General features: G+C 44.0%; 11 protein-coding genes and 3 tRNA genes. 12 read left to right on the forward strand and 2 right to left on the reverse strand.

All coding sequences use genetic code 11. From position 1 onward, the window contains the following. The first annotated feature begins 19 nt into the window (after nucleotides 1–19). Nucleotides 20–757: an endonuclease III domain-containing protein gene (locus AC5SXE_RS07065; protein WP_493917030.1), complete on the forward strand. Its 738-nt coding sequence runs from the start codon at nucleotides 20–22 to the stop codon at nucleotides 755–757. Then, complete coding sequence (locus AC5SXE_RS07070) at nucleotides 747–1,892, forward strand: DUF362 domain-containing protein (RefSeq protein WP_323721524.1); 1,146 nt, start codon at nucleotides 747–749, stop codon at nucleotides 1,890–1,892. Before AC5SXE_RS07065 ends, AC5SXE_RS07070 begins: the two co-directional genes overlap by 11 nt. 96 nt (nucleotides 1,893–1,988) lie before the next feature. On the opposite strand, the gene AC5SXE_RS07075 is transcribed toward AC5SXE_RS07070, so the two are convergent. Beyond that, nucleotides 1,989–2,300, reverse strand: coding sequence for a YerC/YecD family TrpR-related protein (locus tag AC5SXE_RS07075; protein ID WP_303882829.1), 312 nt, complete (start codon nucleotides 2,298–2,300; stop codon nucleotides 1,989–1,991). Between the two features lie 116 nt (nucleotides 2,301–2,416). After that, complete coding sequence (locus tag AC5SXE_RS07080; RefSeq protein WP_493917031.1) at nucleotides 2,417–3,484, reverse strand: pyridoxal phosphate-dependent aminotransferase; 1,068 nt, start codon at nucleotides 3,482–3,484, stop codon at nucleotides 2,417–2,419. Between the two features lie 348 nt (nucleotides 3,485–3,832). On the opposite strand from AC5SXE_RS07080, the gene AC5SXE_RS07085 reads away from it, so the two are divergent. The 10 genes from AC5SXE_RS07085 (at nucleotide 3,833) to rlmB (ending at nucleotide 14,570) form a co-directional block, all read left to right on the forward strand. After that, nucleotides 3,833–4,537, forward strand: a complete 705-nt coding sequence (locus AC5SXE_RS07085) for a lipid-binding SYLF domain-containing protein (RefSeq protein WP_323721526.1) — start codon at nucleotides 3,833–3,835, stop codon at nucleotides 4,535–4,537. Between the two features lie 52 nt (nucleotides 4,538–4,589). Next, a tRNA-Leu gene (locus AC5SXE_RS07090) sits at nucleotides 4,590–4,676 on the forward strand. 32 nt (nucleotides 4,677–4,708) lie between these two features. Then, nucleotides 4,709–4,785 (forward strand) — tRNA-Met (locus tag AC5SXE_RS07095). An 8-nt stretch (nucleotides 4,786–4,793) separates the two neighbouring features. Further along, nucleotides 4,794–4,870, forward strand: a tRNA-Met gene (locus tag AC5SXE_RS07100). 81 nt (nucleotides 4,871–4,951) lie between these two features. Continuing rightward, the gene (tilS, locus tag AC5SXE_RS07105) at nucleotides 4,952–6,349 is read left to right on the forward strand and encodes a tRNA lysidine(34) synthetase TilS (protein WP_493917032.1); all 1,398 of its coding nucleotides are present in this window, start codon (nucleotides 4,952–4,954) and stop codon (nucleotides 6,347–6,349) included. Between the two features lie 5 nt (nucleotides 6,350–6,354). Further along, nucleotides 6,355–6,891, forward strand: coding sequence for a hypoxanthine phosphoribosyltransferase (hpt, locus tag AC5SXE_RS07110; RefSeq protein ID WP_493917033.1), 537 nt, complete (start codon nucleotides 6,355–6,357; stop codon nucleotides 6,889–6,891). 40 nt (nucleotides 6,892–6,931) lie between these two features. Further along, a complete protein-coding gene (ftsH, locus tag AC5SXE_RS07115) occupies nucleotides 6,932–8,845 on the forward strand; it encodes an ATP-dependent zinc metalloprotease FtsH (RefSeq protein WP_493917034.1) in 1,914 nt (637 codons plus the stop codon). Nucleotides 8,846–8,972: 127 nt separating this feature from the next. Further along, a complete protein-coding gene (gene uvrB / locus AC5SXE_RS07120) occupies nucleotides 8,973–10,997 on the forward strand; it encodes an excinuclease ABC subunit UvrB (protein WP_493917035.1) in 2,025 nt (674 codons plus the stop codon). Continuing rightward, a complete protein-coding gene (gene uvrA / locus AC5SXE_RS07125) occupies nucleotides 10,957–13,797 on the forward strand; it encodes an excinuclease ABC subunit UvrA (protein WP_493917036.1) in 2,841 nt (946 codons plus the stop codon). The genes uvrB and uvrA overlap by 41 nt, the downstream gene beginning before the upstream one ends. Then, nucleotides 13,794–14,570, forward strand: a complete 777-nt coding sequence (gene rlmB, locus AC5SXE_RS07130; protein ID WP_323721532.1) for a 23S rRNA (guanosine(2251)-2'-O)-methyltransferase RlmB — start codon at nucleotides 13,794–13,796, stop codon at nucleotides 14,568–14,570. Before uvrA ends, rlmB begins: the two co-directional genes overlap by 4 nt. The last annotated feature ends 1 nt before the right edge of the window (nucleotide 14,571 follow it).

The following is a 14,571-nucleotide window of genomic DNA, read 5'->3' on the forward strand; positions in this document are numbered from 1 at the left end:
CTCGGGAGGAAACGATGATATGACAACCCTGGCGAAAAAGTACCCTTCGCCAAGTTCCAACAACTTCGAGCTCACAGATCGACAATGGGCGCTGAGCGTCATAGAGATTTTGGCGGGTTTGTGGGGTCACCTGCGACCCGCCAAGAAAATACGAGAAGAACCACTGGATGGGTTAATCTTGACAATATTGTCACAAAATACAAACGACAAAAATAGAGATCAAGCTTACAAGCTTTTAAAATCACGTTTTTCGCAGTGGAGCGATGTACTAAAAGCCACTCATGACGAAATAGCGACTGCTATTAGGCCTGCTGGCTTGTCCAATATTAAAGCTTCTAGAATTAAAGAAACACTCAAGATCATAGCAAATCGATTTGGCAACTGCAGCCTCAAGCAACTACGAAAGATGAAAAAAGAAGATATAATTGAATTTCTAAGCTCTCTTCCTGGCGTCGGCCCTAAAACCCTTGCATGCGTTTTACTGTTTGATCTAGGAATACCTGCCTTCCCAGTCGATACCCATGTAAGTCGTATATGCAAAAGGATTGGATGGGTCCATCCTCAAACAAGCCCTCGTGAAATTCAAGAGATCATGGAATTAACTGTTCCCGAAAATTTATACTGGTCCGCCCATCTAGACCTCATTTCTCACGGCAGAAACATATGCATGGCCAGGAAACCTAAATGTGAAGTATGCCCCTTAAATGAGCACAATTTATGTCTTTTTGCATCGGGGGGGAAAGTGAATGACAGATAAGTTTCTGGTATCGGTAAGTCGTTGTTCTTCCTATGAAGCAGACGAGGTTTACAATGCTTTGGCCGACGCTTTAGGGAAGATCGGGGGGTGGCCTAAGGCCAATATGCCCGACGAGCTCCTTTTCAAGACAAACCTTCTCGCCCCGAAGCCGCCTGATAAAGCCGTCACAACTCATCCTTCTGTTGTGAGTGCTTTAATTAAACTTGCTAGAAATAGTGGCTTTTCGGGAAAAATAACCGTTGCAGACTCTCCAGGACATCTTCATACAGACAAAAAAGAGGAGCTTTTAAAGATAACCGGTATGTTCGATGCTGTAAAAGACGATGGCAACGCTGTCGCTACAATTTTATCGGACGCTGGCTTCGTAACACTCAAACGACCTTCTAATATCATCTTAAAAGATCTCACCGTATCAAAACGTTACTATGAAGCACCATACGTAGTAAATATGGCCAAATTAAAGACGCACGTTGAAACGGAAATTACTGCTTGCATAAAAAACTGTTTTGGCATTGCCGATACAAACACGCGGAAAAAGGCTCATTTGTCCACATCGATCAATAGGTTATGCAATGCAATAATAGACCTATACTCAATAAATCCTCCGAAGATAAATATCTTAGATGGCATTTACGCAATGGAAGGAAACGGTCCAACTCACGGCAAACCAAGGTTTGCAGGCCTTTTAATGGCGTCCGAAAACGCTTTGGCAGTTGATTTTGTAGCAGCAAAAGCAATGGGATATAAAGATCCCTTAGACATTCCCTTGATAAACTTAGCCGCTAAAAGGGGAATAGGACCTTCTTCAATGAGCGATATAACCATAATTGGCATAGATCCGGATAATTTGGAAATAAAGGGATTCGCTAAAAGAGCTTCTTCATCGAGAATGCTTCCAACGTGGTTGAGGGGTTGGGCACATAGATGGGTAGCCTTGAGCCCTCATCTTCAAGAAGTTAACTGCATTAGGTGTGGCGTTTGCGTTAAGGTTTGCCCCAAGAGCGCCATTAAGATGAACCCCTTGCCTGAAATCGACAGACGAATCTGTGTTAAATGCCTTTGCTGTCATGAAATGTGCCCAACGGGCGCCATGGAGGTTCGCGAAAACTTTATTATGAAGTTGCTAAGAATGTAATTCTTTTACCTTTCTTGAAACAAGAAAAGGACGACAGCCTTTTGACTAATGTCGTCCTTTTCTATCATATCGCCAATGCCTTTGACACTTAAAAAGTTACTCCGGCCTGGTTTCGCCTTCGAAGGTCTTGAGCCTCTCTAGTACCAATTTGTATCCATCAGCACCGTACTCAAGAAATTTCTTCACCCGGCTTATGGTTGCCGTGCTTGCACCCGTTTGCTGTGCTATCTGGGGATAAGTATACCCCTCTTCGAGTAAGCGAGCGACTTCAAGCCTTTGAGCTAGTGCCCTTATTTCACCGATAGTTGCGACGTCTTCAAGAAAGTTGTAAACTTCATCAATGTTTTCCAAGACCAAGAAAGCTTTGCAAAGCTGGTCGGTCAAACGATCCTTCCACTTCTCTGTCATTTTTTATCCCCCCTTTTAATGCACATCTTGATAATTCGCGCTTTATTGTACGACTTTTAATCGCCAGCTTCAATATTACAGCTTTAAATGTGCATTTGTCAAGGGGGTAAAATATCTTAAGCTATAACAAATTCAACATTTGGTTGTCGCACAATGGAACGAAAAACTTGTATAACATAATTCAATTCGTCTTCTTTTCCAATGGAAATACGCATCCAGGTAAAACCATCTATATCCAACTCGAGCATATTTAATCTTATACCCTTCTCCTTCAAAATCGTGCTCATGCATTCCCTGTCAATATCCGTGCGTACCAGGACAAAATTACCCTGACTTGGGTAGGCATGAAAAGATTCTAGCTCGTTTATTTCTTCTATGAATTTATCACGTAAAAACCTAATGCTGTAAACTCTACTCTTCATCCACTCGTCATATTCCAGCATTATACAAGCAATTTCTTGCGATACAACATTGACGTTGAAAGGACTTTTTACGTCAAGAAGCTTCATAGCGATATCCTCAGAACATAAAGCATATCCAACCCTCAAACCCGCAAGCCCCCACGCCTTAGAGAGAGTCCTCAAAATGCACAAACTTGAGGGAATGTTTTTATCTAAAACATCCAAAGACGACTTTGTGGCGAATTCAACATAAGCTTCATCAATGACAAAGGGGCAAGGGGATAACTTTGCAGTTTCTAGTAATACAGCTGGATCCAAGAACATTCCAGTAGGATTGTGCGGGTTGTCCAGTAAAATCAGTTTGGGCGAAATCCTCGCTACAGCATCTAAAAGCTGCTCAACATCCAGCGTGATCTCATTTTCATGAAAACCTAGATGTAAGACGTGTTGTTCAGCCCCAAATATCCTGCACAGTCGGTTATATTCGGAAAAACAGGGATACGTTGTAAGCACCCTGTCGCCTGGTTTTACGTAAGCCGTAAACAACATAGAAAGTATTTCATCGCCGCCATTGCCAACGACAATGCATTCTTGCGGATAGTTTAATCTCGCGCTCAATTTGTTCCTAAGCTTTAAAGCTAAGGGATCCGGATAGCGATTTAGATCAATACTAGAAATTAACTTCCTCATCTCTTCCCTAGGGGAAGAGGGAAGTTCGAAGGGATTTTCGTTTTTGTCGAGTCCTAATTCTCTATCTAATGTGAGTATATGATCACGCAACATTGTGCAATCCTCCTAACGAATTATTCAAATGAATTCATGATGCAACCAAAATCCAGTTTATCATAATCACATGTTTTTCGTCAAGTGCGTTGCTCACATTTTGTGATCATCATTTATGAGGGTAATATGTAATCTGGTTCATATAATGTCAACAGAACGTATCACTATTTTGTTTAGCAAATACAACTATGGTTGTCTAGTATCTGTTTTTGCTAATTTCTGATTTTTAATGCAATAGATGTTCTGAAATAATAAATCAAGTTAGTAATGTTCACGAAGACAAAGCTGACAATGCATTGTATAATGATTTTGGAAAATAACTTTAGAAATTTTAGGAGGAGTTATTCCATGACGACAACGAGAAAAATAAAGTTCACTATAATTCCAGTGGTGTTTTTAACTATAGTTTTAGTATGCCTTTCCTTCTCAGAAGCTTGGGCAAAAACACCACAACAAAGAATAACCCTATCAACTCAGCTTTTACAAGAAATGAGCAAGCAAAGTGATGTTGAAGGTTTGATAGACCTGCTAAGCGATTGTGTGGGCGTTGCAATATTCCCTAACGTCACAAAAGCAGGGTTTGTATTTGGGGCTGAATTCGGAGAAGGGTTGCTGCTTCGAAGGGAGCCCAATACAACCCGATGGTACGGCCCGTCTTTTCTGAATATAGGCGGAGTATCCTTGGGGCTTCAAATAGGCGTACAATCTACCGACATGATATTGGTTATAATGGACGAGGCTGGATTGAATGCGCTGAAAAAAGAACATGTAAACTTGGGGGCTGACGTTTCAGTTGCAGCAGGTCCTGTCGGACGCAGAGCGGGAGCAGCGACAAACTCCATATATAGCTATTCCTTAGCAAAAGGTGCGTTTGCAGGTGTCTCTCTGGGTGGCGGCACTGTAGATATCGATGAAAACGCTAATATTGCCTACTGGGGCAAAAACTTGACGCCTGAGGAGATCTTGCAGAAGAGGGCTACGCGGAGCGATGTGCAACCTTTAATTAAGGAGCTAAACTCGCTCATTGCAATGGCGAAAAAAAATAAAAGCTGATCTCAACCCCCACTTGACTAGAAATCTACATCTTCATATAATGGTTGTGCCAGCCGGGCTGGCGGAATGGTAGACGCACGGGACTTAAAATCCCGGGGACGCAAGGTCCGTGCGGGTTCAAGTCCCGCGCCCGGCACCATGTGGTGCATATGTTCTTTGCATAATTTATATCGCGGGGTGGAGCAGGTCGGTAGCTCGTCGGGCTCATAACCCGAAGGTCGCAGGTTCAAATCCTGCCCCCGCAACCAATTATTATGGCGGTGTAGCTCAGATGGTGAGAGCATGCGGTTCATACCCGCAGGGTCAGTGGTTCAAATCCACTCACCGCCACCAATTTGTTGATACCAATAGAAGCGTTAAGAAGGCGGGGGGATCCCCGCCTATCTTTATTATTTTGTACAGGTGATTTTCTAGGTGGATACCTCAAAAAGCATCCCCAAATGGGTTATGAAGGAATACTATCCCAGGTTTAGAGACACCGGCATTCGTCAAGACTGGTGGAATGAGACCAACCCAATTGTAGCAGGTATTTCCGGTGGACCTGACTCCATCGCGCTTCTTTGGCTGCTTGTTAATCTATGGCGTGGCAAAGTGATTGTGGCACACTTTGAACATGGCATAAGAGGGAAGGAATCTTTGAATGACGCACTTTTCGTACGTGATCTGGCATCTAAAATGGAATGTCCTTTTTTCATGGAAAGAGCTCCTGTGCCCAAGCTACGCCAAAAAGGCGAAAGTGTCGAGGAGGCAGCTCGTAGGTTACGCTATGCCTTTCTAGAAAAAGTCAGAAAAGAAAACAAAGCCTCCTATGTAGCTGTAGGTCACCATAAAGACGATCTGGTTGAAACGGCCCTTTTTAACATTATAAGAGGCACAGGAATTAGAGGAATTCAGGGCATCCCCGAAAAAAGGGGATACATAATAAGGCCTTTGATTGAATTTGACAGATCTGAGATAATTAAGCTTCTGAATGGCCTCAAAATGAGCTGGAGAGTAGACTCCACTAACCTTGAAGTCGATTACGCCAGGAATAAAATACGCTTACACTTAATTCCACTGCTGGAGAAGGAGTATAACCCAAGGGTCAAAGAGCACATCGCCACGCTTTCAAGACAAGCCGTAGGAATCGTAAGCCAGCTAGAAGCACAGGCTGAAAAAATAAACAATTTATTAAGACGCAAACCGCTTCCTTACACAATAATCACCTGGGATAGGAAAGTGTTAGAAACTTTGGAGCTTCCATCGCAACAATTAGCCGAGTGTATCAGAAAACAGCAACGCGATCTTTCTTTAACTACTCTTTCCAGCAACCGAACAGAATTACTGGTAAAACTTGTGAGGGAAAGTTTAAATTGGCGATTTCAGTGGGAAGATAAGATTGAAGTATGCGCCGATAAAGATTTCATCGCTTGGGTAAATTGGGACATGAACGTCAAATCCATAAACACATCAATTGACCTTGGATCGCAACCTTCAGGGAGTCTTTTTTGGAATGGCTGGAATATATCCTGGAAACGCTTGAATAGACGCTTTCAGACACCTAAGTTCGGCTCGCACCAATGTCGTCTTTTATTCGATGATAAAGATGATGTTTTTTTAAGAATAATTTCTGCTAAAAACGCCCGCAAAATTCTAGGACAAACATTCGATTTCATGCCTTGGTGGTCTAAACAAGGATGGCCAATATTCATTTTAAGTTGTAAAATGTGGTGGGTACCGTTACACGGTAAAGGTGGAGAGCGTAGAGCTGGAAGTCGTTCATTGGACGCGATTCAAATAAAAGCACAATATAAGAGAAGCGAAAGGATGTAATTTTCGTGTCGTACGAACTGAGCGAAGTCCTGTTGAGCGAAGAGACGATCAAAAAAAGAGTAAGGGAATTAGGACAACAAATATCTCAAGATTACTCTGGCAAGGAGTTAATTGCGATTGGCGTCCTAAAGGGGGCTGTTATTTTCTTATCAGATCTAGTGCGCAACATCAATAGCTCCGTAAAAGTAAAGATTGACTTTTTAGCGGTATCATCGTATGGTGCCTCTACAAGGACAAGCGGCATCGTTAGAATCGTCAAGGACATTGATGCTGACATCAAGGGATGCGAGGTCTTAATAGTTGAAGATATCATGGATACGGGACTAACACTTTCTTATCTATCGAGATTAATGATGGAAAGACAGCCTAGGGGACTTAAAATCTGCGTTCTTCTCGACAAGCCGGAGAGGCACCAAACAGAAGTTATGATAGACTATTGTGGATTTACAATACCTGACGAGTTCGTAGTTGGATATGGGCTCGATTATGCAGGATTGTGGCGCAATTTGCCCTCCATACACGTTGTAAGGCCTTCAGTGTAGGGTAAAAAATGTGCCAAGTGGCAAAAGAGGTGGGAATAACTTGGGTAAAATGATGAAAAATTTGGGGTTATATTTGATCCTAATAGTGCTCGTCGTGAGCCTAGTCAACATGTTCATGGCTCCCATGCAACCGTCCCGCGATGTGACCCCTCTATCTTATTCAGAGTTCTTAAACCAGGTAGACAAGGGTAACGTCGCGGAGGTCACTGTAGATGGTTCTAACATCACAGGAAGGCTGAAAGACGGTCGTCATTTCAACACCTACGCAGTAGGCATTGGTGATTTGGCAAAAGAGATAGCGAAAAAGGGTGTCAATGTGGAGGTAAAGCCGCCTCAAGTGACGCCTTGGTGGTCAGGCATGGTTTCTTCCCTATTTCCAACTCTCCTTCTCATAGGAGCATGGATCTTTATCCTTTATCACATGCAGGGCGGCGGAAGCAAGGTCATGTCTTTTGCCAAGAGCAAGGCAAAGATGTTTTTAGATAATCGTCCAAAGGTCACCTTTGACGATGTTGCCGGTTGCGACGAAGCAAAAGAGGAATTACAAGAGGTAATTGAATTCTTGCGCGATCCCAGGAAGTTTACAGCTTTAGGTGCAAGGGTACCTAAGGGCGTGCTTTTGTTAGGACATCCAGGAACGGGCAAGACTTTGCTTGCACGCGCGGTAGCCGGTGAGGCAGATGTGCCCTTCTTTAGTATAAGTGGTTCAGATTTCGTTGAAATGTTCGTCGGTGTTGGTGCCGCCAGGGTGCGAGACCTATTTGAGCAAGCAAGAAAATATCAACCCTGCATCATATTCATTGACGAGATAGACGCCGTGGGCAGGCACAGAGGAGCAGGACTTGGAGGGGGACACGATGAAAGAGAACAAACCCTAAACCAATTGCTCGTTGAGTTGGATGGATTTGATGCCTATACGGGAATAATAGTATTAGCTGCCACTAACAGACCGGACATCCTGGATCCCGCTCTCTTGCGACCAGGACGATTCGATCGTCAAGTTGTGGTCGATCGGCCAGATTCCAAGGGTAGGCTAGCTATACTCAAGGTTCATGTGCGCGATAAAAAAGTGGATCCAAATGTTGATCTCGAGATAATCGCCAAAAGAACTCCTGGATTCGTAGGTGCCGACCTAGCCAACCTCGTCAACGAGGCAGCATTGCTGGCTGCAAGGCGCAACAAAAAGCTCATAACGATGGAAGAGTTCGAGGAGGCCATTGACAGGGTCATAGCAGGTCCTGAACGCAAAAGCAGAGTAATAAGCCCAAAGGAAAAAAGAATCATAGCCCTGCACGAATCAGGGCATGCCTTGGTGGCCAAGTTGTTACCTAATTGCGATCCTGTTCATAAGGTCTCCATCATCCCACGCGGACATCACGCATTAGGCTACACCATGCAATTGCCCGAAGAAGACCGCTTTCTCATTTCCAAGAAGGAATTGTTGAACCGGGTATGCGTCTTACTCGGCGGAAGAGTAACCGAGGAATTAAAGGGCGACGATATAACCACTGGAGCTCAAAATGACCTGGAGCGGGCTACTCAAATAGCCAGAAAAATGGTGACGGAATTTGGAATGAGCGATCGACTGGGCCCTATACGCTTGGGTCGGAAACAACACGAGATCTTTCTTGGAAGGGATATAGTTGAGGACAGAAATTACAGCGAAGAGATAGCATACGCAATAGACCAGGAAGTAAGGCGCATCATCGACAATTGTTACGAGACAGTTAAAGATCTTTTAATTAAGCACGAGTCAGTTTTAGAAAAAATTGCCGAAGTTTTACTTGAAAAAGAAGTGCTGGAAGGAGAAGAGCTGGATATGTTAATAAACCATGCGCTTCAAGGAGATCCGGAAGTCAAAAGCGAAGAAGCAGAGGAACAATCGGTAGCTGCATCACAGGCAATCGACAAAAAGGCGCCAGTCCAGTGGGAGCCTCGGATAGATCCAGCTTGAAATTAACTTGTTTGAACCTAACTTAATAGGTCGTCCGAGAGCACTTTATTATATAAATGACGCGTAGAAATCTCTGCGCGTCATCCTTTTTCTTGATATCATATGTGTTTGAGGTGGTATTTGAAATATGAAGCGCCAAAGGGAAAGTCTGGAAAGGTTTGAGCTGAAAGCCCCTTGGGAACCGGCTGGAGATCAGCCACAAGCCATAGAAAAATTAATTTCGGGCTTAAAAAAAGGTATGCGCTATCAAACTCTTCTTGGAGTTACGGGTAGCGGAAAGACCTTCACAATAGCTAGCGTCATAGAAAGGATTCAAAGACCTGTCTTAGTAATCGCTCATAATAAAACTTTAGCAGCTCAGCTTTACAGTGAATTTAAAGACTTTTTCCCAAACAACGAAGTTCACTACTTCGTGAGCTACTACGATTATTATCAACCTGAAGCTTATCTGCCAGTTCAAGATATTTACATCGAAAAGGACGCCTCAATAAACGAGCGCATAGAAAAATTAAGGCTTGCTACGACTAAATCGCTGCTTGAAAGAAGAGACGTCATTGTAGTGGCAAGCGTATCTTGTATATATGGTTTGGGCAAGAAAAAATCTTATGAGGACGCAATTTTTCGTTTCGGTGTCGGAGATATCATAAGCAGGAAGAGCTTTTTTAAGAGATTACTCGACAATTACTACGAACGCAATGACGTAGTGCTGGAACCTGGGACTTTCAGGGGACGAGGAGATATCATAGAGATCTATCCTGCGTATAGCGATACTGCTTTGCGCATATCTTTTTTTGACGACGAGATAGAAAGGATCGAAGAAATTGACCCACTTTGGGGAAAAACGATAATTGAAAAAGATCACGCAGCCATATTCCCCGCACAACACTATGTGACAACGCAAGATAACATACAAAAAGCCTTAAAGGCAATCGAGGAGGAATTGAAGGTCAGGGTTGCCGAACTTCAAGCATCAGGCAAGATTCTTGAAGCACAGAGGCTTATGACACGAACGAGATATGATATGCAAATGCTATCGGAAGTTGGATATTGTTCCGGGATCGAAAACTACTCCCGCCATCTTGACGGACGAAATCCGGGCGAGCCACCGGGGACCCTTTTAGACTTCTTTCCCGAGGATTTCATCGTTGTGATAGATGAATCGCACATAACCATCCCGCAAATTAGGGGAATGTATAACGGCGACATTTCAAGGAAGAAAACGCTGGTAGAGCATGGATTTAGACTGCCTTCATGCTTGGACAACAGGCCGTTGCGGTGGGAAGAGTTCGAGGATTACATGAAACAGGCCATTTTCGTTTCAGCAACGCCAGGTGACTTTGAGATTTCCGTGTCAAAGCAAATAGTCGAGTTGCTGGTCAGGCCTACCGGGATATTAGATCCCAAAGTTGAGGTGATTCCGGCCAGAAATCAGCTGGATGATTTGCTTTATCGACTGAAGGAGTCCGTAAAAAATAACCAAAGGGTTTTAGTGAACACCTTGACGAAGCGATCAGCAGAAGATTTGGCTGAGTACCTCGCGGGGATCGGATATAAAGTAAAATACATACATTCTGAATTAGATGCATTCGAGAGGGCCGAGCTGCTGCGTGACTTAAGAATTGGAAACATTGACATTTTAGTTGGCGTAAATTTGCTTAGAGAAGGGCTTGACTTACCTGAAGTGAGTTTAGTGGCGATACTTGATGCAGACAGGGAAGGATTCTTGCGCTCTTCTCGTTCGATCATACAGATGATAGGCAGGGCAGCAAGACATGCGGCCGGCACAGTCGTGCTTTATGCTGATGAAGTAACTGAAAGCATCGCCCTTGCCGCCAAAGAAACCGAGAGGCGGAGGAAAGTGCAAGAGGCCTTTAACCGCAAGCACGGAATCGTTCCTAAAAGCATAGTGAAACCCGTAGTTCACCTTCTGCCAGAAGAACTCTTGGATAAAACAAGTGATGAAAGCGATAAGGCCATGCTTCCAAGGTCAAGTGAGATTTCACTTGAAGAGCTAGAACGTATGATGTGGGATGCCGTCTCCAAGCTTAACTTCGAAGAAGCAGCCAAGTTGCGAGACTTGATCGGTGAAATCAAGGGAGGAAAAATAACACGTGGAACAATACATAATCGTAAAAGGGGCAAGACAGCATAACCTAAAAAACATAAACATAAAGATACCAAAGAACAAGTTGGTGGTAATGACAGGTCCGTCAGGTTCCGGTAAATCATCACTAGCTTTCGACACAATATATGCCGAAGGGCAACGTCGATACGTGGAGTCTTTATCGGCCTTTGCAAGACAATTCTTGGGCATGCAAGACAAACCTGATGTTGACGATATTTCAGGCCTCTCGCCGGCTATATCAATAGAACAAAAAGGAATTTCTCACAATCCACGTTCCACAGTTGGGACCGTGACTGAAATTTACGATTACTTAAGGTTGCTATATGGAAGAGCAGGCACGCCTTACTGCCACATTTGCGGCAGAGAAGTTCACAGTTACACTGTGGACGAGATAGTCGAGCTAGTCCTGAATAAATGGCCCGATAGAAGGCTTTCTATTCTTGCGCCTGTAGTTAAAGGAAAAAAGGGAGCACACAAGAACATATTTTTAAGATTACGACAAGCCGGTTACGTAAGAGTAAGGGTTGATGGTCAAATTCTTTGGCTTGAAGAAGAGATAGCCCTGGATAAAAACAAACCACATAACATAGAGGTCGTTTTGGACCGCATACGCGCTCAAGAAGCGAAAAAGGACCGTTTGAGTGAAGCTGTAGAAAAATCATTTGAATTAGCGGACGGATTTGTATTATTCGTCATCGACGAAAAAGAAGAGGAGTTGCTCACCAACAAATTCGTGTGTTTGGACTGTGGGATTTCTATTCCAGAGGTAGAACCAAGGCTTTTTTCATTCAACAGTCCTTACGGCGCATGCCCCTCCTGTTCGGGTATTGGAAGTTACGAGTATTTCTCAAAGGATTTAGCTATAGATCCAGAAAGAAGCGTCCTTGACGGCGCCATTATCCCCTGGGGCAAAAATCACTATATGCTTAGGCGCATGGAAGCGCTTGCTAGATCAAAGGGGTGGAATCTAAAAGGACCATTAAAATCTTTGCCTCAAGAGATCATAAACACGATAATAAACGGATCCAACGACAGAGCCCTTATGACTTATAGGAACCACGGCGAAGAATATACCTATATGGGACGATACGAAGGATTAATACCCTGGTTAGAGCGGCGGTGGAAGGAAACAAAATCGGAAAACGTTAAAGAAGAGCTAGCTCGTTTTCGCACTGAGGACATTTGCGAAGCTTGCAGCGGAAGGCGCCTTCGTCCTGAAGCTCTGGCAGTAAAGGTGTCAGGGTACAGCATTGGAGACATGGTGGAAATGCAGGTTGCATTTTTGGTAAATGTGATTAAAAACGTAAAGGCAAAGGAAAGCCAGTGGGAAATGGTGGTACGGCCGGTTGCGGAAGAACTTGTAAAAAGGCTTTCTTTCCTCGTAGACGTAGGCGTCGGTTATTTGACGCTAAATCGGAGGGCCGATACATTGAGCGGTGGAGAAAGCCAACGCATTCATCTGGCTACTCAGATAGGCTCAAAACTTAGTGGCGTGCTTTACGTATTAGACGAGCCCACCATAGGACTTCATCCGCGGGACACTAACCGATTGCTAAAGACTCTCGAGTCAATAAAGGAGATAGGCAATAGCATAATAGTGGTAGAACACGACAGGGAAGTGATGATGGCTGCCGACCACATCATAGAACTTGGACCCGCGGCAGGAGAACATGGGGGGAAAATAGTCTTTGAGGGTTCGATAAAAGATATCCAAAATTCGAACTGCCTCTCTGCTCGTTATCTTAGAGGGCAAAGCTCAGGGATCGTACTCCTGCCTTACAACAACAGAAGGAAACCAGAAGGCTCCATAAAAGTTTACGGAGCTCAGGAAAACAATTTAAAGTCAATTGACGTCGAGGTTCCGTTAGGAGAACTAGTTTGCATTAGCGGAGTTTCCGGTTCTGGAAAGAGCACGTTGCTCTATGAAATCATCTTCAAGGGCATCAAAAAGCTCTTAGACAGTGATTTTAGGGCAAGGGTCGGTAAACATCGATCCATAGAAGGATATTCTCAAATTCAAAATGTAGTACTGATAGACCAAAGCCCCATAGGCCGCACTCCCAGGTCGAACCCGGCTACATATACTGGTGTATTCACTCACATCAGGGAGCTTTTTTCCATGTTGCCAGAAGCAAAACTGCGAGGATACAACAGGGGTCGTTTCAGCTTCAACGTAAAGGGTGGTAGATGTGAGGCCTGCAAAGGAGAGGGATTAGTGAAAGTTCCGATGCTTTTCATGCCCGATGCTTACGTAACTTGCGAAGTTTGCAAGGGAAAACGTTATAACAGAGAAACTTTGGAGGTAAAGTTCAAGGGCAAAAACATAACAGACGTACTCAATATGACCGTAGACGAAGCTTGCAAGTTTTTTAAGGACATACCGAAGATTGCAAGGAAACTTTCGGTGATAAGGGAAGCCGGATTAGGTTACATTCGCCTTGGTCAACCTGCACCTACCTTAAGCGGAGGAGAGGCACAGAGGGTCAAACTTGCCACGGAGCTTTCTAAGCAATTTAGAGGGCATACGTTATACCTTTTAGACGAGCCAACTACAGGTTTACACTACACTGATGTTAAAAAGTTACTTGTGCTACTGCACAAGCTTGTCGATCAGGGCAATACAGTTGTTGTGATAGAACACAATTTAGATTTTCTAGTCTCTTGCGATTACATCATTGATCTTGGCCCAGAAGGCGGAGACGAAGGAGGCTATGTCGTAGCGACAGGAACACCGGAGAAGTTGGCAGAAAACGGGAACAGTTTCACTGGCAAGTACATCTCCGCATTTTTGCAGGACATTAGAGGAGGAAAGTATTTAGTATCATGAAAGACGAAAAGACAAATGATATTTGTTACGGTCGCAACCCAGTCCTGACTCTTTTGGATGTGGCTCCTGATCGTTGTCATAAAATATTAATATCAGAATCAATAAACAAAAGACTGGCGGATGAAATCTACGATAAGGCGCGAAGGTTATCCGTGCCCGTTTCAAGGGTAAAACAACAAGCCCTGGACAGAATAACGGATGGAGCATCGCACCAAGGCGTGTTGGCTTATACTGTAATGGGAAAATTAGGGGACTTGAGCCAATTATTGGATAAGATCTCTCAAGCTAAAGACAACGCGCTGGTGATCATCGCGGATAAAATCAAAGACCCTCATAACCTTGGCGCTATAATAAGAAGTGCCGAAGTTTTTGGAGCGCTTGGAGTCATCTTCCCTAAGCGCAATAGCGCCTACCCAAATAGCACGGTACACAAGACAAGTGCTGGTGCCAGCTTAAGAATTATGACAATTGCGGTAAGTAACTTAGCGAAGTCGATAAAGGAGCTGCAGGAAAAGGGAGTTTGGGTCGTTGGGTTAGATCACAGGGCTAATAGATTTATATGGGATGAGCCTTTCCTTGGCGGGAAATTAGCTCTTGTGGTTGGATCTGAAGAAGCAGGCATCTCTCCCATCGTAGCTAAAACCTGCGACGATATAAGATCAATTCCCATGCTTGGGAAGACGGGTTCTTTAAATGCTTCTGTCGCAGCGAGCATAGGAATGTACGAATGGCTGAGATGCTGCAATAAAGGAAAGTCTCAAAAATCGCGATAGC

The organism is Acetomicrobium sp. (assembly GCF_059026225.1).

Coding starts and splice junctions, on each gene's coding strand:
- AC5SXE_RS07065 (WP_493917030.1), top strand. CDS start 20: ATGACAACCCTGGCGAAAAAGTACCCTTCGCCAAGTTCCAACAACTTC.
- AC5SXE_RS07070 (WP_323721524.1), top strand. CDS start 747: ATGACAGATAAGTTTCTGGTATCGGTAAGTCGTTGTTCTTCCTATGAA.
- AC5SXE_RS07075 (WP_303882829.1), bottom strand. CDS start 2,300: ATGACAGAGAAGTGGAAGGATCGTTTGACCGACCAGCTTTGCAAAGCT.
- AC5SXE_RS07080 (WP_493917031.1), bottom strand. CDS start 3,484: ATGTTGCGTGATCATATACTCACATTAGATAGAGAATTAGGACTCGAC.
- AC5SXE_RS07085 (WP_323721526.1), top strand. CDS start 3,833: ATGACGACAACGAGAAAAATAAAGTTCACTATAATTCCAGTGGTGTTT.
- uvrB (WP_493917035.1), top strand. CDS start 8,973: ATGAAGCGCCAAAGGGAAAGTCTGGAAAGGTTTGAGCTGAAAGCCCCT.
- rlmB (WP_323721532.1), top strand. CDS start 13,794: ATGAAAGACGAAAAGACAAATGATATTTGTTACGGTCGCAACCCAGTC.